Origin of the sequence: Altererythrobacter sp. KTW20L (genome assembly GCF_023501975.1) — a bacterium.
Taxonomy (GTDB): Bacteria; Pseudomonadota; Alphaproteobacteria; order Sphingomonadales; family Sphingomonadaceae; genus Alteraurantiacibacter.
Map to the genome: position 1 here is coordinate 68,671 of NZ_JAMFLH010000005.1, position 18,724 is coordinate 87,394.

Annotated in this window: 19 protein-coding genes; 7 read left to right on the forward strand and 12 right to left on the reverse strand. The window is 65.8% G+C overall.

The window, feature by feature from the left end; all coding sequences use genetic code 11:
* Nucleotides 1-5: 5 nt before the first annotated feature.
* Nucleotides 6-818 carry a helix-turn-helix domain-containing protein gene (locus tag M3P36_RS06165; RefSeq protein ID WP_249702376.1) on the forward strand — a complete coding sequence of 271 codons (813 nt, stop codon included), beginning with the start codon at nt 6-8 and terminating at the stop codon, nt 816-818.
* 46 nt (nt 819-864) lie between these two features.
* Here M3P36_RS06165 and M3P36_RS06170 read toward each other — a convergent pair whose 3' ends face one another.
* Nucleotides 865-1,533, reverse strand: a complete 669-nt coding sequence (locus tag M3P36_RS06170; RefSeq protein ID WP_249702377.1) for a spermine/spermidine synthase domain-containing protein — start codon at nt 1,531-1,533, stop codon at nt 865-867.
* Nucleotides 1,534-1,655: 122 nt separating this feature from the next.
* Entirely contained in the window at nt 1,656-2,087 is a 432-nt protein-coding gene (gene soxR, locus M3P36_RS06175) for a redox-sensitive transcriptional activator SoxR (protein ID WP_249702546.1), read from the reverse strand.
* 142 nt (nt 2,088-2,229) lie between these two features.
* On the opposite strand from soxR, the gene M3P36_RS06180 reads away from it, so the two are divergent.
* Complete coding sequence (locus M3P36_RS06180; RefSeq protein ID WP_249702378.1) at nt 2,230-2,601, forward strand: VOC family protein; 372 nt, start codon at nt 2,230-2,232, stop codon at nt 2,599-2,601.
* Nucleotides 2,602-2,690: 89 nt separating this feature from the next.
* Here M3P36_RS06180 and M3P36_RS06185 read toward each other — a convergent pair whose 3' ends face one another.
* Together M3P36_RS06185 and M3P36_RS06190 are read right to left on the reverse strand one after the other, a co-directional pair.
* Complete coding sequence (locus M3P36_RS06185; RefSeq protein WP_249702379.1) at nt 2,691-4,061, reverse strand: glutamate--cysteine ligase; 1,371 nt, start codon at nt 4,059-4,061, stop codon at nt 2,691-2,693.
* A 79-nt stretch (nt 4,062-4,140) separates the two neighbouring features.
* Nucleotides 4,141-4,887, reverse strand: a complete 747-nt coding sequence (locus tag M3P36_RS06190) for a 16S rRNA (uracil(1498)-N(3))-methyltransferase (protein WP_249702380.1) — start codon at nt 4,885-4,887, stop codon at nt 4,141-4,143.
* Between the two features lie 39 nt (nt 4,888-4,926).
* Between M3P36_RS06190 and ubiA the strand changes: the two genes are divergently transcribed.
* On the forward strand, nt 4,927-5,832 hold the full coding sequence (gene ubiA / locus M3P36_RS06195; protein WP_249702381.1) for a 4-hydroxybenzoate octaprenyltransferase: 906 nt from the start codon (nt 4,927-4,929) through the stop codon (nt 5,830-5,832).
* A gap of 3 nt (nt 5,833-5,835) precedes the next feature.
* Here the strand turns inward: ubiA and M3P36_RS06200 are convergent, their stop codons facing one another.
* The 5 genes from M3P36_RS06200 to M3P36_RS06220 form a co-directional block, all read right to left on the reverse strand.
* Entirely contained in the window at nt 5,836-7,209 is a 1,374-nt protein-coding gene (locus M3P36_RS06200; protein WP_249702382.1) for a methyltransferase family protein, read from the reverse strand.
* Between the two features lie 67 nt (nt 7,210-7,276).
* A complete protein-coding gene (locus M3P36_RS06205; protein ID WP_249702383.1) occupies nt 7,277-8,638 on the reverse strand; it encodes an outer membrane protein assembly factor BamB family protein in 1,362 nt (453 codons plus the stop codon).
* A gap of 14 nt (nt 8,639-8,652) precedes the next feature.
* Entirely contained in the window at nt 8,653-9,432 is a 780-nt protein-coding gene (locus tag M3P36_RS06210) for a tetratricopeptide repeat protein (protein WP_249702384.1), read from the reverse strand.
* Between the two features lie 142 nt (nt 9,433-9,574).
* Nucleotides 9,575-10,741, reverse strand: coding sequence for a glycosyltransferase family 4 protein (locus M3P36_RS06215; protein ID WP_249702385.1), 1,167 nt, complete (start codon nt 10,739-10,741; stop codon nt 9,575-9,577).
* Entirely contained in the window at nt 10,738-11,607 is an 870-nt protein-coding gene (locus tag M3P36_RS06220) for an alpha/beta fold hydrolase (protein WP_249702386.1), read from the reverse strand. The genes M3P36_RS06215 and M3P36_RS06220 overlap by 4 nt, the downstream gene beginning before the upstream one ends.
* A gap of 68 nt (nt 11,608-11,675) precedes the next feature.
* Here M3P36_RS06220 and M3P36_RS06225 point away from each other — a divergent pair, with 68 nt between their 5' ends.
* Nucleotides 11,676-13,013 (forward strand): protein adenylyltransferase SelO family protein, encoded by a 1,338-nt coding sequence (locus M3P36_RS06225; RefSeq protein ID WP_249702387.1) that lies wholly within the window; start codon nt 11,676-11,678, stop codon nt 13,011-13,013.
* 96 nt (nt 13,014-13,109) lie between these two features.
* The gene (astD, locus tag M3P36_RS06230) at nt 13,110-14,516 is read left to right on the forward strand and encodes a succinylglutamate-semialdehyde dehydrogenase (RefSeq protein WP_249702388.1); all 1,407 of its coding nucleotides are present in this window, start codon (nt 13,110-13,112) and stop codon (nt 14,514-14,516) included.
* Nucleotides 14,517-14,522: 6 nt separating this feature from the next.
* Here the strand turns inward: astD and M3P36_RS06235 are convergent, their stop codons facing one another.
* Nucleotides 14,523-15,263: a hypothetical protein gene (locus tag M3P36_RS06235; RefSeq protein WP_249702389.1), complete on the reverse strand. Its 741-nt coding sequence runs from the start codon at nt 15,261-15,263 to the stop codon at nt 14,523-14,525.
* A gap of 99 nt (nt 15,264-15,362) precedes the next feature.
* Here M3P36_RS06235 and rarD point away from each other — a divergent pair, with 99 nt between their 5' ends.
* The gene (rarD, locus tag M3P36_RS06240) at nt 15,363-16,295 is read left to right on the forward strand and encodes an EamA family transporter RarD (RefSeq protein WP_249702390.1); all 933 of its coding nucleotides are present in this window, start codon (nt 15,363-15,365) and stop codon (nt 16,293-16,295) included.
* On the opposite strand, the gene pyrC is transcribed toward rarD, so the two are convergent.
* Nucleotides 16,292-17,329: a dihydroorotase gene (gene pyrC / locus M3P36_RS06245; RefSeq protein ID WP_249702391.1), complete on the reverse strand. Its 1,038-nt coding sequence runs from the start codon at nt 17,327-17,329 to the stop codon at nt 16,292-16,294. The two genes, rarD and pyrC, sit on opposite strands and share 4 nt — an antisense overlap.
* 38 nt (nt 17,330-17,367) lie before the next feature.
* Between pyrC and ygfZ the strand changes: the two genes are divergently transcribed.
* Entirely contained in the window at nt 17,368-18,117 is a 750-nt protein-coding gene (gene ygfZ, locus M3P36_RS06250) for a CAF17-like 4Fe-4S cluster assembly/insertion protein YgfZ (protein ID WP_249702392.1), read from the forward strand.
* Here the strand turns inward: ygfZ and M3P36_RS06255 are convergent.
* Nucleotides 18,107-18,697 (reverse strand): TetR family transcriptional regulator, encoded by a 591-nt coding sequence (locus M3P36_RS06255; protein WP_249702393.1) that lies wholly within the window; start codon nt 18,695-18,697, stop codon nt 18,107-18,109. The genes ygfZ and M3P36_RS06255 overlap by 11 nt on opposite strands.
* Nucleotides 18,698-18,724: the final 27 nt, after the last annotated feature.

The window sequence follows — 18,724 nt, forward strand, 5'->3', positions numbered from 1 at the left end:
AGGCGGTGAGCGAGGTTCTGGAACTGCTGAGCGAGCGCGAGAAGGAGACATTGCGCCTTCTGCTAGTCGGCCACGATGCGAAATCATCGGCGCGAGCAATGGATCTGTCGGTTCATACCATCAACGACTACCTGCGCTCCGCCCGGCGCAAGCTGGGTGTTGGCAGTAGCCGTGAAGCGGCACGCATGCTGGGCGAAGCGGAATTCGCATCGTCCCCCGAAACTCTTGCCCCCAAACAATTTGGGGATTCCAAAACCGACGGGGACGAACAATTCGGGATCACTGAACGAGGTGATCAGATGCCAAACGGTGAGCCGTCTCATCAATCGCCAGCACGGGGTGGAAACTTCACCTGGCTTGCAGGAGGAATGCTCATCATGTCTTTGCTTATTGCTGCAGCGATCATCTTTGTAACCCCAGGCGCGGAGGATGCTTCGCTTGTGCAAACGCGTGAGTCCCCCGCCGTCTCGACTGTTCAGGAAGCTGCCTCCGCGGGCGCGGCCCGAAACTGGGTTGCCATGCTCGACCGGGGGGACTGGTCGGGCAGCTGGAATGCTGCGGGCGCATTGTTCCAACAGGGAGTAAGCGCCGAAGTGTGGGTAGGCACCGTCGAACCACTGCGTGCGCCACTCGGCTCGGCCAATTCGCGCGTTTTCGAGAAGGTGACCCAGGCAACAGAACTGCCTGGCGCGCCTAATGGAGAATACGAATTGCTCGAATTCCGCACGGATTTTGCCAACAGGGCAGGGACAATCGAAACCGTGGCGATGGCGCGCGAAGGCCAAAGCTGGCGCGTGGTCGGCTATTTCCTGCGTTGATCACTGGGGAATCCCTCTCTCCTTCTGGGGAGAGGGATGACCGCCCCTACCTCACCGCAAACCAGATCACATGCCGCGGGCCCTTGCCGTTGCTGCGTGCCCGCACCACCACTTCGTCCACCGCGAAGCCTGCCTTGCGCAGGCGGCCGGCGAAGACCGGGTCGGGCGCGGCGGACCAGATGGCGAGGACGCCGCCGGGTTTCAGCGCGGCCTTGGCGGCGGCGATGCCGTCGCGCGAATAGAGCTTGCCGTTGTCCTTGCGCACCAGCCCGTCGGGGCCGTTATCGACATCAAGCAGGATCGCATCGTACATCCCTCGCCCACTCACGATCAGCGGGGCGACATCGGAGTGGACCAGCTTCACGCGTTTGTCGTCAAGGCAGGTGCCGGTCAGGCCAGCCATAGGGCCGCGCGCCCATTCGATGATCTCCGGCACCAGTTCGGCCACGGTGAGCTTGGCGTCCTTGGGCGCGACTTCCAGCGCCTTCCTCAGCGTGAAGCCCATGCCATAGCCGCCGATCAGCCAGTTCTGTCCGGGACAACCGACCAGCCGCTCTGCGGTCATTTCGGCCAGCGCCTCTTCCGACCCGCTCATCCGGCTGTTCATCAGTTCGTTACGGTCGAGCACGATCATATAATCGGCCCCGCGCCGCATCAGGCGCAGTTCCTCTCCGCCGGGGACCTGGGCAGTGGCGAGATGTTCTAGCGGGATCATGTGGGGCCTATGGACGGAGTTGGGCGACAAAACCACCCGTCCCGTTCGCCTCGAGCGAAGTAGAGAGGCCGCGCGCGGGGTCTCGACTTCGCTCGACCCGAACGGAAGCTAGGCGAAAGAGTTCAATCCAAAACTGCCCGCGGCCCCGGCCCCTTCAGCCCCAGCCGGTCATCCTTGTTATAGAGGCGGCACTTTTCGAGGCTCAGGCAGCCGCAGCCGATGCACTGGTCGAGCTGGTTGCGCGCGCGGGTGAGGAGGCCGATGCGCTTGTCGATCTGTTCGCGCATGTTGCGGCTGATACGCTGCCAGTCGGCCTGGGTAGGATTGCGGCCATCGGGCAGGCTGGCGAGCTGCTGCTCGATCTCGCCCAGCGCCAGACCCAGCCTTTGGGCGATCAGGATGAAGCTGACCCGGCGGATATCGCCGCGCAAAAAGCGCCGCTGGTTGCCGCTGGTCCGCACCGAATGGATCAGGCCCTTCTCCTCGTAGAAACGGATGGCCGACACCGCCACGCCGGTGCGCGCGGAAAGCTGCCCGATGGTGATGAAGCGCATTTCGGTCATGCAAAAATATCCCCAGTCCATTGACCTCACCTTAGCTTGAGGTTGCATGATCTGGCAATCCCGATTCGCGATGGTCGATATGTCCGCACGAAAACGTTGTTGTTTCAACAGGTTGCCGCAGGGATTTACCACCATGACCAAGGGCCGCATCGAACACGTCAATCTCACCGTCAGCCACATCGAACGCTCGTCCGCGCTGATGCAACAGTTGCTCGGCTGGCACGAACGCTGGCGCGGGCCGTCGCAGAATGGCGGCGAGACGATCCATGTGGGAGAGGCAAACACCTACATCGCGTTTTACACCGATAGGCGCGACCATGCCGGGCAGCAGAAGGGCCGCCCGCTCAACCACGTGGGCCTGCTGGTCGATGATCTTGATGCGGCAGAGCGCGTAGTGGTGGACAACGGCCTCAAACCCTTCGGCCATGACGACTATGACCCCGGCCGGCGGTTCTATTTCTTCGACTGGGACGGGATCGAGTTCGAGGTGGTCAGCTACGCATGAGCCGTTCGCCTCCAGCGAAGTCGAGAGGCCGTTTGCGGTGTCTCGACTTCGCTCGACACAAACGGACAGTCAGTCAAGGCCTGCGAGGCCTAGAACGCCTCTTCGTAAACCCGGCCGATATCGCCGCCCCATGCGCCGTTGTATTTGTCGAGCAGGCGCTGGGCGGGGACTTTTCTGCTGGCGACGATCTCGTGCAGCGGTTCGAGGAAGCCGGTCTCGTCATCGCCCGAGGCGTTATAGCGGGCGCGGTTGGCGAGGCCGCGGTGGGCTACGGCGAGGACTTCGCCCGCCAGGTCCTGCAACCGCCGTCCGCCGGGGATCGGCGCTTCGAGGCCCTGGGCGGGCACGGCATTGCGCAGCGCCTCACGCTCGTCCATCGACCAGTCCTTGACCAGGTCCCAGGCGGCATCCAGCGCCTCACCATCGTAAAGCAACCCCACCCAGAAGGCGGGCAGCGCGCAGATACGGTTCCACGGGCCGCCATCGGCGCCGCGCATTTCGAGGAAGCTCTTCAGGCGCACTTCGGGGAAAGCGGTGGACAGGTGATCCTGCCAGTCGCTCGGCGTGGGCAGTTCGCCCGGCAGCGCGGGGAGCTTGCCCGCCAGGAAATCGCGGAAGCTTTGCCCGGCGGCGTCGATATATTTCCCGTCGCGGAACACGAAATACATCGGCACGTCGAGCATGTAATCGACATAGCGTTCGTAGCCGAAGCCGTCCTCGAACACGAAGGGTAGCATGCCGGTGCGGTGCGGGTCGGTATCGCTCCAGATATGGCTGCGATAGGAGAGCTTGCCGTTGGGCTTGCCTTCGGTGAACGGCGAATTGGCGAACAGCGCAGTGGCCAGCGGTTGTAGGGCCAGGCTGGTGCGGAACTTCTGCGCCATGTCCGCCTCGCTAGCATAGTCGAGGTTGACCTGGATGGTGCAGGTCCGCAGCATCATGTCGAGGCCCATCGTGCCCACGCGCGGCATGTGGTCCAGCATGATGGCATAGCGGCCCTTGGGCATGATCGGCAGTTCGGCCCGTGTCTTGTCGGGCCACATACCGAGGCCGAGGAAGCCGACGCCGTATTCCTCGCCCACTTCCTTGCACTGCTGCAGATGGCGGCCGGTTTCGGCGCAGGTCTGGTGCAGGTTTTCCAGCGGTGCGCCCGAAAGTTCGAGCTGGCCGGCCGGTTCCAGGCTGATCGCGCCGTCGGCCCCGCTCATGGCGATCACCTTTCCGCCCTCCTCGACCGGAGCCCAGCCGAAGCGCTGCATGGCCATCAGGATATCGCGGATGCCGCCGGGTTCGTCATAGGTCGGGGCGCGGTGGTCGTCCTTGCGGAACACCAGCTTCTCGTGCTCGGTCCCGATGCGCCAGCGTTCGGGAGCCTTCTCGCCCGCCTGCATCGGCGCGGCCAGATCCGCGCGGCCCTCGATCGGCCGCTCCTCCCCTTCTGACGCCGTGCGCGTGCTCATGCCAGCGCCGTTAGAATGTTAAACGACCCTGCGCCAGCGGGAAATGCGGGCGCGTTGTGTTTGTCCACCGCGGCCGGACTTATTCCCAATCCCCCCGCATCCCCATCCACAGGGCCGTAGCGGCGATGGCGGCGGTTTCGCCCCGAAGGATGCGCGGGCCGAGGGTGATCGGGCGGGCCTGCGGGTGGGCGCCGATGGCCTCGCGCTCGGCATCGTCGAAGCCGCCTTCGGGGCCGGTGATGAGGGCCGCGGGGCCGGAGTGCGCGGCAAAGGCGGCGGCGGCAGGTTCACCGCCCAACTCGTCGGCAAAGAACAGTGCGCGGTCCTGTGGCCAGCCGCGCAGCAGGGCGTCGAGCTTGGTCACATCGCCCAATTCAGGCAGCGCGGTGCGGGCGCATTGTTCGGCCGCTTCAGTGACAATGGAGCGCGCACGGTCTGCGTTCAGCTTGTCGGCCACGCAGCGGCGGGTGAGCACCGGCACGATCCGCGCCACGCCTAGCTCGGTGGCCTTTTCCAGCACCAGGTCGAAGCGGTCCTTCTTGAGCAAGGCGGGGCAGAGCCAGAAATCTGGTACCTGTTCGCGCGGACGCAATTGTTCCACCGCTTCGAGCAGGACGGCGTGCTTGCCCGCCTCTACCACCCGCGCGGCCCATTCGCCGGTCTGATCATCGCACAGCACCACGGCATCGCCGGGGCCGGCGCGCATGACGCGGGACAGGTAATGCGCCTGGTTACCGCCGAGCGAAACCTGCGCGCCCTGGTCCAGCCGCTGTTCGACAAACAGGCGGGGTGCGCTCCGGGGCGGCCAGGCAGGAGTAGCGGGCATGGGTTTGCACTAGCGAGCCGTGCGGCTAGGACGCAAGCCATGACTGCCGAACACATTACCCCCGACAGCGAACATCGCGGCCTCGTCGGCGCGCTCCCGCCAGCGCTGCGCGACTATGCCCTGCTGGCGCGGTTCGACCGGCCGATCGGCTGGTGGCTGCTGTTCTGGCCCTGCGCCTGGGGCGTGTGGCTGACCGGCGCGGGAGCGCAATGGCAGCTCGTTGCCTGGCTCCTGCTCGGCTCGATCGCCATGCGCGGGGCGGGCTGCGTCTATAACGATATTGTCGATGCCGACCTCGACCGGCAGGTGGCGCGCACCGCCGTGCGGCCAGTGGCCAGCGGGCGGGTGAGCAAGCGCGCGGCCTGGGTGTGGTTGCTGGTGCTGGCGGCGGTCGGCCTGGTAGTCCTGCTGCAACTGCGCTGGCAGGCGCAGCTGGTTGCGCTGGCCAGCCTGCTGCTGGTGGCGGCCTACCCTTTCATGAAGCGCATCACCTGGTGGCCGCAGGCATGGCTGGGGCTGGTTTTCACCTGGGGCGCGCTGGTGGGGTGGACGGCCCTGCGCGCCGACCTGATCGGCGTGGCCCTGGCGCTTTATGCAGGCGCCTTCTTCTGGTGCATGGCCTATGACACGATCTACGCCCTGCAGGACCGCGAGGACGATGCCCTGGTGGGGATCAAGTCTTCCGCCCTGCGGCTGGGCGACAAGGTGCAGGCGGGCGTGGCGCTGTTCTATGCACTCGCCGTCGCCTGCTTCGCCTTCAGCTTCTGGCTGCTGCGGGCAGACTGGCTGGCGCTGCTGGCGCTCGTGCCGGTGGCGCTGCATTTCGGCTGGCAGGTGGCAACGCTCGACCCGGCAGACGGGATGAACCCGCTTGTCCGCTTCCGCTCGAACCGCTGGGCAGGCGCCTTGATGGCGGCGGCCTGCTTCGTGGTGGGCAACGCCTGAGGATTATTCCGCCGGTTGCACCTGCGGCTGGACAGGGCGCGGGTTGGCGCGCTTCCAAAGTTTCGCCAGCCTGCTGGTAATCATGCCGTGTTGCTGCATCCAGTCGTAGTAGGCGCGGTATTTCGCGTCCTCGCCCAGGAGGTGCGCCTCTTCGGTGCGCGCGCGCCAGTAGTAGATCGCGCTGACCACGCCGAGGAAGAAGGTGTTGCGGATGACATCCACCATCGAGCCGCTGGTCACCAGGAATGGCAGTATCGAGCACCACCAGAACAGGTTTTTCGACACATAGGCCGGGTGGCGGGTGAAGCGGTAGGGCCCGTTGGTCAGCACCCCGCGATAGGTCAGGTTGGAAAAGCGGATACCGAAAGCAACCGTCGCCCAGGCATAGATCGCGGTGAGGAACACCAGCCAGCCCGCCCAGATCCACAACAGCAAATCGTGCCCCGCCAGCCAGTGACCCCAGCCAGCCGTGTTGTATTCATACTGGATAATGCCGCCGCCGCCCATGAATCCGAACACGAACGGCGGGTAGCACAGCAGTGCCGCCAGCCAGCCAGCCAGGAACGGGTTGCCGCTGCGGATGTGCGCGTCGAGCGGGCGCAGGGTGAGGAGGTAGCCGACCGTGCCGATCTGCACGTCGATCACGAACAGGATCTCGAACAGGAAAATCCCGATCATCACCGGATTGTCGATGAATTGCGCCGGCTGCGCCTCAACAATCGAGGCAAAACCCGGCGGCAGGATCGAGATCATGAAGGCGGTAAAGAAGCCCTTGATGCCCCATGCGCGCCAGTGCTTCTTGACCTCGTACATGTCCCACGCCTCGCGCCCCAGCAGCAGGGCGCCGAAGTGCCAGGCATGGTCGCGCGGGTTGACGAGGTAGCGGTCGAGCCAGACGACATAGGGCACCGACAGCACGAACAGCGGGATCGCTGCTACGCCGATCACCTGCATGGCAAACAGGTATTGCCCATCCCAGTACCAGCGCCCCAGGCAATAGAACATGCCGATTACCGCCCAGGTCGCCCACAGCCCGGCGATCTTGGTAGCCGATACGTCGATGATTTCGCCGACCGGGCGTTTCCGGCTCCAGTCGATGCCGGTGGACGGGTTGCGGTGGACCTTTTCCACCACCACCGACCAGACGGCCATCGACAGGCCGGTCAGCACCATGGCCAGCAGCGCCGAGAATGGCCCCGACAGGCGCTCTGCCGGGCTCGGCAGGCCCAGCGTCGTGACCACCTCGGGCCAGGCGCGGCACAGCAGGATGTAGGACACCAGCACGGCCAGCCCGACGAAGCCCACGCGCGAAGGCACGTCGCTTGCCGGTGGGCTTGCCGGAAGCTGCGGTCGAAGGGCGGAAGCAGGCGCGCTCATGGCCCGGCCCTAGCCGGAAAAGGGTTAAAGCGGCGGTAATGGAGGGCGCGAAATTTGCTCCCTCGGTCTATCTCCAGGCGGTGATCCGGCCACCATCATCTAGGATATAGAGCGTGTTGTTCGCTACCACGGGGGGCAGCGAAACGCCGCTCGACAGTTCGGTGAACAAGGTGGGCGTGCCAGTCATCACGTCAACCGAGTGGACCTCACCCCGGCTGGAGGCGACCCACAGGCGGTTGTTGGCCAGCACCGGGCCGGTCCAGAAGATCGGATTCTCACGCTTCTCCGGATTACGGAAGCCATCAAGCTGGGTGATCCAGCGGATGCGACCGGTGTTGCGGGCGATGGCCAGCAGGCGCGCGTCGTCGGTCAGGGTGAAGACCCATTCGCCCGCCAGTGCCGGGGTGGAAATGCCCGCCAGGGTCAGTTCCCAGATGCGCTGGCCGGTGGTCAGTTCATAGGCCGCCATGCGCCCGCCCTGCCCCAGGGCGAAGACCTGGCCATTGGAAATGATCGGATCGGCATCGACATCGGTCAGCGCGCCGACAGACGTGCTGATAGAGGTGCGCGCCAGGGCATCGGACCACAGCACGCGGCCGTTCTCGTAACGGTAGGTGACAATCTCACCCGAGGAATAGCCAGCGATGACAGAGCCCTGCGCCGCAGCCGGTGCCGCCACGCCGAACACGCCCGACTGGCCGCTGGCGGCAGCATCCTGCCATACGGCTTCGCCATCGGCGGTGTTGAGCGCGTGGATCTGGTTGTCCTGCGTCATCACATAGACCGCGTTGAACGCCACGGTGGGCGATCCGCGCAGCGGGCCGGCGGGACGCTTGCGCCAGATTTCGGTGCCCGTTTCGGCGTTGAGCGCCACCACGTCGCCAGTGCCGCTGGTGGCATAGACGACATTGCTGTTGAAAGTCGCCCCACCGCCGAAGGTCGCATCACGCAGGTTCGCCGCATTGGAGATCGTATGGCTCCACACGCGAGCGCCGGTATCAGCGTTGAACGCATGGATCACGCCCGAACTGTCCACCGCGAACAGCTTGCCGCCGCCGATCACGGGCGAAGCGGCAAGCCGACGGGTGTTGGTGGTGCCGGCAATCTGTACGCTCCACGCACGGGTCGGCGCATCGGCCAGGGTCACGTGCCCGGTGACCTTGGCGGCATTGCGCCCGCCCTGCGGCCAGTCGGCATTGGCCTCGGCGGTCGGCACGATTACCGACACCGCGGCAAGTTCGGGATCGGCCACCACATCGTTCTGGATGCGCGACAGGATCGGCGTGCGGTTGCCCATTGTCGGCGTTTGCGGTCCGCTGTCGTTGCCGCCAAACACCCCGCATCCGGTCAGCACCATGGCGCCTGCTGCGGCAAGGACGAGCCTGGACGCGAAGCTGGCGGAACGGGAGAAGCGGGCAGCAGAGGTCATGCAGGTATCCTGGTTCATTGGGCCACAGCCCCAGCGGCGCCATCGGCTTGCAGGTCTTCCATCATGCTGTTCACATCCTCGATCGCATCGAAGCCGTGGAAACCGGCCAGCTGGCGCGTGCGGGCGCGCAGCGTTTCGGGCACGCTATCATCTTGCGCGATGGAGACCAGCAGCGGGCCGGCCTGCTCGAGCTTGCCCTGGTCGAGATAGGCATGGGCCACCAGTTCACCGGCCGAGCCGAACCAGGCGCTGTCGGCCTGGGCCAGCGGAGCCAGCCGGTCGATCACGGCCTGCGGGTCCATGTTGTCGTAATTGGCGGCGACCAGCCGCAGCAGGCTGGCATCGCGCATCGGCTGCGGGGCACGGTCGTTAGCCACGACCTGTTCGTAGAAGGCCACGGCATCGGCGGTGCGACCCTGCTGCAGGGCGATTGCTGCGCGCAGCATGTTGGCCGAGGCCTTGGCCGCCGGGCTGGTATCACCATCGATCAGGGCCAGTTGCTGGTCCGCCTGGTCGAGATTGCCCGCTTCGAGCTGGTCCATCGCCTGGACGAGTTGTTCCGACTGCTGCTGCAGGGCCTGCTCGCGGTTGCCGTCCCACCACAGGTAGCCACCGAATGATGCGAGCCCCAGCGCCAGGGCCAGGCCGACCGGCAGGCCCCACTTGCGCATGGCGCCGGACAGCTCGTCGGAGCGCACAGCCTCGTCCACCTCGCGCATCAGCATCTGCTGCGAAGGATCGACGGACTTGTCAGGCTTGGAGCCGCTGTTCGGATTGCTTGGTGTAGTCGCCACGCTCGTCTTCGAAATAAAAAGGGTTAAACTATCGGTAGGCGCTGTTAGAGCCTGCAGCCGGTCAATTCAATTGATCATTCGAGCCTGTCCCCCAGCGGGTGAATGCCCGATGAAGCGGTATACCTGCCGAACCTGGCGGACGCTACTTTACGAACCCGTTGCGGTCCATCAACCCCCAGTAGAGCGCCTGGTAGCGCCGGGTCATGCCCTGGGCATCGTATTCTGCTCGCGCCTTGTCGCGGTTGGCCTGCCCCAGCCGCTTGCGTTCGGCAGGGCTGTCGGCCAGCGCGCGCAGCTGCGCCACCAGCGCACCCTCGTCGCCCGGCGGGGCGAGGTAGGGGCCATTCTCGCTCGCCACCATTTCGCCGATGTCGCCCACGCGCGGAGCCACGACCGGCTTGCCCGCCGCCATGGCTTCCACCACCGAGATCGGGAACTGTTCGGAATGGGAGGACAGGGCGAACACATCGAATAGGCCGACGATCCGCTCGGGCTGTTCGATGAAGCCGGGCAGGTGGACGCGGTCTTCCACCCCGGTGTCGATCGCCAGTTGCCAGAGGGCATCGCGCTCCGGTCCCTCGCCCGCGATCACCAGGTGCCATTCGGGCGGCAGCTTGGCGATGGCGCGAACCAGCGCGCCGAGGTTCTTCACCTCCCGCAGCCCCGCCAGCGAGCCGAGCCAGAACTCACCCGGCCGCTTGATAAGGCCGGGCAGCACGTCGCGGCGCGGCGCGGTGGCAAAGGCGCGGGTATCGATCCCGTTGGCAATCCGCTGGACGCGCGTGCGCGGCTGCTTCCACACTTCCAGCGCGATCCGTTCGAGCTTTTTGGACGGCACCACCAGCGCCGCCGTGCGGCCCAGCGCAATGCGGCGGTACCAGTTGCGCCGCAGTTTCAGCCGCTCGGTCTCGTCCTCGTTGAAGCCGTCCTCGTGGTGGACCAGCGGGGCCAGCTTGAAGGCATCGGCAAACAGCGTGTGCGCCATCACCGCGTCGATCGCGCCCCAGTTGTAGGTGCAGATGAGGTCATACCCCGCCATCGCCGCCGCCAGCCGCTTCAGCCGGGCGGGTGTCGGGCGGCCCTGCAGCGCGGGAAAGCGCGGCCACTTGACCGAGACCTTGGGCGACAACAATCGCGCCGCGCCCCGCCGTTCAAGGTCGCCAGAGACCAGCCCGTGCTCGGCCTCCTTGCCCCAGGCATTGATCAGGCGGGTGCAGCGCACCTCCTTGCCGCCGGGATCGAAAGTGGAATGAAGGTGGAGGATGCGCGGGGCAGTTTTGGGCGGGGCCTTGGACGAAGTTTTGCTCATGCCACCTGCTCCAGCAGGCTGGCGATGGCGGCCTGCGCCTCGGGTTCGTCGAGCGTCGGGGCATGGCCGGTGCGGGCAATGGTGATCGTATCAAGGCCGGAAATCTTGCGCTTCATCGCCTCCAGCGTGGCGGCGGACAGGATATCCGACAATTCCCCGCGCAGCACCAGCCGGGGGACGGCGGGCAAGGCGCGGAAGGCGGGCCAAAGGTCGCCAGCAGGCGCATCGACCGGCGCAGCGGCGAATGGCTCGGCGATGCGCATGTCGTAATCCAGCACCACGCGTCCTGAATTGCCAAGCGCCATCAGCCGCTTGGCCAGTCGCAGCCATTCTGAGATGGAAAAGTCGGGATAGGCCGCGCCCATGCTGTCCTGCAGATAGCGCGCGGCATGCATCCAGGTGGGGAAGCTGCGCCCCTGCCCCACATAGTCGCGGATCCGCGCCAGCCCCTCAGGCTCGATCACCGGGCCGATATCGTTGATCACCATTCCGGCAATCTTTTCCGGCATCAGGTTGGCCAGCAGCACCGACACGATTCCGCCGAGCGACGTGCCCACTGTCACCATCCGCTCCAGCGCCAGGTGCTCCACCAGTGCCGCCACATCGGCTACATAGGTGGCCGGCACATAGGTCGATGTATCGCGGGCATAGTCGCTATCGCCCCGGCCGCGGAAATCAACTGCGATCAACCGCCATTGGCCGGCAAAGGCCTGCGCCACCGGCTCGAAATCGCGTACATTGCGGGTCAGTCCGGGCAGGCACAGCATCACCGGACGCTCAGGTAGACCGCCCGCATAGTCACGATAATGCAGCTTGAGGCCGTCGGCGCTTTCCCACTGGCCGTCGTGCCAATCCTGTTCGCTCATGTGATGATAGCGTCCCTGATTGTGCCGGACGCCTTGCGCCGCCCGCTGGTTGTCACCACTAATGGCATATGCGCGATGAACCGCAAGACGCCCCATACCGCCCCGATGCGGCGATTACAGCAATTTCCGACTGGATTGGCGATGCGGTGGAGCCCGCCGCCTTTCCCGCCCACCAGTTGCGCTTCCGCAATACGCGATGGGACCGGGCGGTGGGCCTGGGCGACCTGTCCGACGAAACATGGCTCGATCACTTCGGCCGCTTTGTCCCGCTGCCGGACAACCTGCCCCGCCCGCTGGCGCTGCGATACCACGGCCACCAGTTCCGCAACTATAACCCCGAAATCGGTGACGGGCGCGGCTTCCTGTTCGGGCAGTTGCGCGATGGAAACGGCCGAATGCTCGACCTTGGCACCAAAGGGAGCGGGCGCACGCCCTACAGCCGCACCGCCGATGGCCGCCTTACTCTGAAAGGCGCAGTGCGGGAAATTCTCGCCACCGAAATGCTGGAGGCGCTGGGCGTCTATACCTCCAAGACTTTCAGCGTGGTGGAAACGGGCGAGGAACTGTGGCGCGGCGACGAGCCTTCGCCCACCCGCTCCGCCGTGCTGGTCCGCCTCGGCCATTCGCACATGCGCATCGGCACCTTCCAGCGCCTCGCCGTGCTGGACGAAACGGATCACCTGGCCCAGCTGGTCGATTACTGCCTGGCGCAGTACCCCGGCCCCCTGCCCCCCGCCGATGCGCCGGGGCATGACGAACCCGCCGTGATCCTGCTGCATCAGGCAGTGGAGCGGCTGGCCGACCTTGCCGCCAGCTACATGGTGGCAGGCTTCGTCCACGGCGTGCTCAATTCCGATAACATGGCGATCACCGGCGAAAGCTTTGACTATGGTCCGTGGCGCTGGCTGCCACGGTGGGATCCGACCTTTACCGCCGCCTATTTCGACCACAACGGCCTCTACGCCTTTGGTCGCCAGCCCGAGGCGATCCGCTGGAACCTGGGGCAACTGGCCATGGCCCTGCGTCCCCTGGCCGAAGCCGAACCGCTGATTGCCGCGCTCGCCCGCTATGGCGCCTGCTACCAGCAGGCCATGGTGCGGCGGTTCTGCTGGCGGCTGGGCGTGGAAAGCCGCGAGATGGAAAGCGACACCGCGCTGATCGAACAGGCCGAGGAAACCATGCGGACCGAAGGCATCGGGCCCGATCGCTATTTCCACCGCGAGCGCGGGCTGGACGGCGAACCTGTTAGCCTCTTGATCGAGGAAGTGGAGGACCTGTGGTCCGCCATTTCCGAGCGTGATGACTGGGAACCGCTCCACGCCAAGATCGCTGCCATCCGGCAGCTTGGCCAGGCGCTGGGCGAACCTCCTGTTCCCTCCGGGCATCTACCGGGGGAGAACCCTTAACCTATCGGTTGCAGATGCAACCACACTTGGAAATTTCCGCTACTCCTGTCTATTGGAGGGGAACGGGCATTTGAGAGAGGCTGCATCACATTGGCCATGACAGAACTGGTTTCCTACGAACCTGCGACCGGCGAAGAGCTGTGGCGCGGCGTGCCGGGCGATGTCGATGCCATCGTGGCCCGTGCGCGCAAGGCCTGGCCGCAATGGGCCGCCAAGCCGCTCGCCACCCGGATCGAACTGCTGCGCCGCTTCACCAACGAAGTGCGCAAGGATCTCGAACTGTTTGCACAGACCATCGCGCGCGAGACCGGCAAGCCCATGTGGGAAGCCCGCACCGAGGTGGAAAGCGTCATCGCCAAGGTGGAAATCTCGGTCCGCGCCTATGGCGAGCGCACCGGCCAGAAGAAGCTCGACGCAGGCATCCAGGGCACTGCCGCCGTGCGCCACAAGCCGCATGGTGTGATGGCTGTGCTCGGCCCCTACAACTTCCCCGCCCACCTGCCCAACGGCCACATGATCCCGGCGCTGATCGCGGGCAATGCGGTGATCCTGAAGCCGAGTGAAAAGACCCCGGCAACCGGCGAGATGCTGGTGAACCTGCTCAACCGCGCGGGCCTGCCCGAAGGCGTGGTGCAGCTGCTGATCGGCGGCCCGGATGAAGGCAAGGCCATCGTCGCCCATCCCGGCATCGACGGCGTGCTGTTCACAGGGTCAGCCCAGGTCGGAATTGCCATCAACCGCAAGCTGGCGACCGAGCCCGGCAAGATCGTGGCGCTGGAAATGGGCGGCAACAACCCGCTGGTGGTGTGGGACACGCCACTGGTCAGCGATGCCGCCACCCTGATCGTGCAGAGCGCCTTTACCACGGCGGGCCAGCGCTGCACCGCAGCGCGGCGGCTGATCGTCAAGGCATCAATGTATGACGCCGTAATCGCCGAGGTGAAGAAGCTGGTGGACCGCATCATCGTTGGCGCGCCTTTCGACGAGCCACAGCCGTTCATGGGCCCGGTGATCGACAATGCCACCGCCGACCAGTTGACCGAAAGCTTCGTCTATTTGCTGTCCAACGGCGGGCGCCCGATCACCCACCTGCGCCGCCCGCGCCAGGGCCTGCCCTTCCTCACCCCCGGCATCATCGACATCACCGCCATGGCCCAGCGCCCAGACGTGGAACTGTTCGGCCCCTTGTTGCAGGTCATCAAGGTGGACGATTTCGACCAGGCCATCGCCGAGGCCAACAACACCCGTTTCGGCCTTGCCGCATCGCTGGTGGGCGGCACGCCGGAGCAGTACAATCGCTTCTGGGCCAATGTCCGCGCCGGGATCGTCAACTGGAACCGGCCGACCAATGGCGCTTCGAGCGCCGCGCCGTTCGGCGGGACGGGCTTTTCGGGCAATCACCGCCCGGCGGCCTACTATGCGGCGGACTATTGCGCCTATCCGGTCGCCAGTACGGAAATGGAGCAGCCCCGCGCCAGTGTGGGCGTGGGCTTTAAAGCTTAGTCGGACCTAAAGCCCCCCGGTCGTCACCAGATCAACCGAGGTCAGCCCGCGCGCATCGGGGCGGGCAAAGACCATAAAGCTGCGCGCCTGGCTGGTCCCGCCCAGCACGTGGTCGCCGCCCTGCATGATCCGCTGCACGGTGAACCCGTCGCCCATGGCGCGGGTGTAGTAGAAATCCATCACGTCGGCCAATGGCACCGGCGTGGTGAAGTTGACCACGCGCAAGCAGCAGACGCCCTCGTCAGTCCCCGCCGCCTCGCTCACCGCGCCGCGCGGATAGACCGGGAACGTGGCCGGCATCCGCGCCGCCCAGGTCGCGCTGAACTGGGCCAATGCGGCGCAATCGCGGGTACCGCTTCCGGGCGTTGCAGCAGCCCGAGCCGCCACGCTCAGCACGGCTTCTGCCGGCAATTCGCCTTCGGTCCGTTCGGGCGGCGGCGCGCGGCGCAAGGCGGCATTGCCGCCGACCAGCTCGATAGCTTCGTTGCGGGCGGCAATGATCGCTTCCGGCCCGCTGTCCGGCAGGGGAATAGAGCCGTCGCCGCTGGCAAAGCTCGCCACCTGGTTGGCGCCGTTGCGCGCCACCATGTCGGGATCGACCATGATGTGATCTGCCAGCGCGCCTTCCATCAGCGGATCGGAGTGATCGACCGCAACAGGCACGACCTCCTCGCTGTTCCCGCACCCCGCCAGGGCGAGCGCGGCAAGCGGCATCAGGCTGCCAAAGGTTTTGCGCAAGGCGTTCATCGGGCAACCATAGCCCGGCAATTACCAAGAGGCATTTAACGAAGGCGCCGATTTTTCCCCGCTTGCCGCCCGCCTGCCGCTGGCATAGCGGTGATGGCGATGAGCACCGCCGTACCCGCCGCTTCGCCAGCCCCTGCGCCGATTTCGCAGAAGCGGGGCCTGCTCTATGCGCTGGGAGCCCATGCCACCTGGGGCTCGATGCCGCTTTACCTGATGCTGGTCGAGACGGTTCCGGCGCTGGAATTCGTCGCCTGGCGGCTGGTCTTCACCCTCCCGTTATGTCTGCTGATCGTGGCGGCACGATCGGGCTTTGCCGACTTGCGGCGCGTGCTCGGCAATGGCCGCACCATGCTGACGCTGCTGGGCAGTTCCACGCTGATCGCGATCAACTGGTTCCTCTATGTCCATGCCATCCAGACCGGGCACGTCTATGCCGCCAGCCTGGGCTATTACATCCTGCCGCTGGTGATGATGCTGCTGGGCCTCGTGTTCCTGGGCGAGAAGCTGACGCGGCTGCAATGGGCAGCAGTGGCGATTGCCGGGGCGGGCGTGGCGGCACTGGCGGCAGGCGCGCTCAGCACGCTGTGGCTCAGCCTGTCGATGGGCGTGACATTCGGGTTCTACGGCCTGCTGCGCAAGACCGTGGCCGCGGGGCCGCTGACCGGCCTAACGGTCGAATCGATGATCCTGGTGCCGGTGGCGCTGGTGATCGTCGGCTGGCACGCTGCCAGCGCGGAAGGCACGGCCATGGCGCAAGGCCTGGGCGTGGCGGCGGCGGTCGCTTTCAGCGGGCCGATGACTGCCGTGCCGCTGCTGATGTTCGCCAGCGCGACCCGCGCCATGCCCTATACCGTGATCGGCTTCCTGCAGTTCCTCTCGCCCACGGTGGTGTTCCTGATGGGCCTGTTCGTGTTCAACGAGGAGCTGAAACCGGCGCAACTCGCCTGCTTCGTGGCGATCTGGGCGGCGGCCGCGCTGTTCACCGTGGGGCTGTTCACGAAGCCCAAGGCCGTGGTCGCCCCGCCGGTTTAGCCGATGAATTTCCAGTGCAGCACTTCGCCTGCATGGAACGGGACCAGTTCAGCCGCGCCCACGTCGATGGAGGCCGGAACCTCGTGCTCCAGCCGCTCCAGCGTGACTGTCTCCTCGTTGACCGGCAGGCCGTAGAATGCGGGACCAAAGCGGCTGGCAAAATCCTCAAACTGCCCGATCGCGCCCTCGTCCTCGAACACGGTGAGGTAGCTTTCCAGCGCAAAGGGCGAATTGTAGATGCCTGCACAGCCACAGGCGCTTTCCTTGGCTTCGCGGGCATGGGGCGCGCTGTCGGTGCCGAGGAAGAACTTGGGATTGCCGCCCGTCGCCGCCTTGCGCAGCGCCAGCCGGTGCTTCTCGCGCTTGGCCACGGGCAGGCAATAGGCGTGCGGCCTGATCCCGCCCGCGAACATCGCGTTGCGGTTGATGTGGAGGTGCTGCGGAGTGATCGTGGCAGCCACGTTATCGCCCGCAGCCTCGACAAACTGCACGGCTTCCTGGGTCGTGATATGCTCGAAGATCACCCTCAAAAGCGGGATGCGCCGGAGCAGCGGCTCCAGCACCTGCTCGATAAACACCGCCTCGCGGTCGAACACGTCCACGCTGGCGTGGGTCACTTCGCCGTGGATGCACAGCGGCATGCCCGCTTCGGCCATGGCTTCCAGCGCGCCCTGGATATGCATGATGTCGGTCACGCCGCTGTCCGAATTGGTCGTCGCGCCTGCCGGATAGAGCTTAGCGGCGGTGAACACGCCTTCCCTGAAACCCTGCACCAGGTCGGCGGGATCCGAATTGTTGGTAAGATAGGCCGTCATCAGCGGAGTGAAATTCATTCCGGCAGGAACCGCAGCCACAATACGCTCGCGATAGGCGCGTGCCGCCTCTGCCGTGGTCACCGGCGGCGACAGGTTGGGCATCACGATGGCGCGGGCGAACTGGCGCGCGGTGTGGCCCACCACGCCGGCCAGCATCGCGCCGTCGCGCAGGTGGACGTGCCAGTCATCGGGGCGGCGGATGGTGAGTTGCGTCGTCATGCCTTCCCCTTAGCCAAGCCCCGCCCTATCTGTCACCCATGACCGCAACCCGCCTGTTTTCGCGCGCCCTGGTGCGCATTTCCCCCACGGCTGAGGCAGAAAGCGCCGCGGCCTTCCTGCAAGGACTGGTGACCAACGATGTGGCGGGTCCGCTGCCCTGCTATGCCGCGCTGCTGAGCGCGCAGGGCAAGCACCTGTTCGACTTCCTGGTGTGGGGGGACGGGTCGGACCTGCTGCTCGATTGCGAGGCGGAATTGGCGGACGAACTGGTCAAACGTCTTTCCCTCTACCGCCTGCGCAAGCAGCTGGCGATTGTGCGGGATGAGTCGCTGGGGGTGTTCTGGCGCGCAGAAGGCGACTCAGGCACGCCCGATCCGCGCTTGGCCGCACTGGGCGTTCGCTGGATCGCCCCCGCCGCGCCCGATGACGACGCTGCCGATGCCGCATGGCTCGCCCACCGCCTGTCGCTCGGGGTACCCGAAGGCCGCGCCGAACTGGGCGATGTGCTGTGGCTGGAAACCAATGCGGTGGAACTGAACGGCGTCAGTTTCACCAAGGGCTGCTATGTCGGGCAGGAGAATACCGCACGGATGAACTGGCGGCAGAAGATCAACCGGCGGCTGGTGGTCGTGCCGCTGGACCGGTCCGCTCCGGCGCGGCAGGTGGTGGCCTATCCCGACCTTGGCCTGGCAGTGGACCACCTGCGGATCGATGCCATTCCGGCCGATCTTGTGCCGCCGTGGATGCGGCTGACTGCGGCCGATTCGGGCAGCGATTCTACTGTTTGAGCGCCGCAAGCGAGGCCACGACCATCGCGGTCGCCCGTTCGCGCGAAGTGGAGCGATCCACTTTCAGCGATTCGGCCAGCCGCTCACCCATCAGCGCATCGCCCAGAGCCAGCAGGACAAGAGTGTAGGTCGCCTCGTGCATGGCGCGCTTGGCGCCGTGGGCCAGTTCCTGCGGGTGCAGTTCATCGACCAGTTGGTGGATCGTCTCGACAATGGGATCGAGCGCATCCTCGTTGCCAGACAGCAGCATCCAGCTCGCCAGCGCGCCGCCGCCCTGCCGGTCGAAAGCATCGAAGGCCAGGTCCACCGCGCGCCGCTGGCTGGATATCCCGGCCTTCTCGTCACGCACCGCCTCGCCGATGGCATCGCAAACGGTGCCCGCGATATGCGCCGCCAGCGCCTTTTGCAGCCCGGCGGCAGAGCCGAAGTGGTGCAGCAGGTTGGCGTGGGTCCGGTCAATCCGGGTGGCGACAGCCTTCAGCGTAACCGCCTGCGGCCCAGCCTCGATCAGCAGGTCACGCGCGGCAGCCAGCGCGGCGGAGCGGCTCTCTTCAGGCGACAGGCGTTTCCTTATTGACATCGATGTCAGCTATTCCCATTTTGCCGC

What these genes read in the sequence shown, in the direction of transcription:
- M3P36_RS06170 (WP_249702377.1), bottom strand. Translation starts at nt 1,533, where the DNA reads ATGATCCCGCTAGAACATCTCGCCACTGCCCAGGTCCCCGGCGGAGAG.
- soxR (WP_249702546.1), bottom strand. Translation starts at nt 2,087, where the DNA reads ATGCGCTTCATCACCATCGGGCAGCTTTCCGCGCGCACCGGCGTGGCG.
- M3P36_RS06180 (WP_249702378.1), top strand. Translation starts at nt 2,230, where the DNA reads ATGACCAAGGGCCGCATCGAACACGTCAATCTCACCGTCAGCCACATC.
- M3P36_RS06185 (WP_249702379.1), bottom strand. Translation starts at nt 4,061, where the DNA reads ATGAGCACGCGCACGGCGTCAGAAGGGGAGGAGCGGCCGATCGAGGGC.
- M3P36_RS06190 (WP_249702380.1), bottom strand. Translation starts at nt 4,887, where the DNA reads ATGCCCGCTACTCCTGCCTGGCCGCCCCGGAGCGCACCCCGCCTGTTT.
- ubiA (WP_249702381.1), top strand. Translation starts at nt 4,927, where the DNA reads ATGACTGCCGAACACATTACCCCCGACAGCGAACATCGCGGCCTCGTC.
- M3P36_RS06200 (WP_249702382.1), bottom strand. Translation starts at nt 7,209, where the DNA reads ATGAGCGCGCCTGCTTCCGCCCTTCGACCGCAGCTTCCGGCAAGCCCA.
- M3P36_RS06205 (WP_249702383.1), bottom strand. Translation starts at nt 8,638, where the DNA reads ATGACCTCTGCTGCCCGCTTCTCCCGTTCCGCCAGCTTCGCGTCCAGG.
- M3P36_RS06215 (WP_249702385.1), bottom strand. Translation starts at nt 10,741, where the DNA reads ATGAGCAAAACTTCGTCCAAGGCCCCGCCCAAAACTGCCCCGCGCATC.
- M3P36_RS06220 (WP_249702386.1), bottom strand. Translation starts at nt 11,607, where the DNA reads ATGAGCGAACAGGATTGGCACGACGGCCAGTGGGAAAGCGCCGACGGC.
- M3P36_RS06225 (WP_249702387.1), top strand. Translation starts at nt 11,676, where the DNA reads ATGCGCGATGAACCGCAAGACGCCCCATACCGCCCCGATGCGGCGATT.
- astD (WP_249702388.1), top strand. Translation starts at nt 13,110, where the DNA reads ATGACAGAACTGGTTTCCTACGAACCTGCGACCGGCGAAGAGCTGTGG.
- M3P36_RS06235 (WP_249702389.1), bottom strand. Translation starts at nt 15,263, where the DNA reads ATGAACGCCTTGCGCAAAACCTTTGGCAGCCTGATGCCGCTTGCCGCG.
- rarD (WP_249702390.1), top strand. Translation starts at nt 15,363, where the DNA reads ATGAGCACCGCCGTACCCGCCGCTTCGCCAGCCCCTGCGCCGATTTCG.
- pyrC (WP_249702391.1), bottom strand. Translation starts at nt 17,329, where the DNA reads ATGACGACGCAACTCACCATCCGCCGCCCCGATGACTGGCACGTCCAC.
- ygfZ (WP_249702392.1), top strand. Translation starts at nt 17,368, where the DNA reads ATGACCGCAACCCGCCTGTTTTCGCGCGCCCTGGTGCGCATTTCCCCC.
- M3P36_RS06255 (WP_249702393.1), bottom strand. Translation starts at nt 18,697, where the DNA reads ATGTCAATAAGGAAACGCCTGTCGCCTGAAGAGAGCCGCTCCGCCGCG.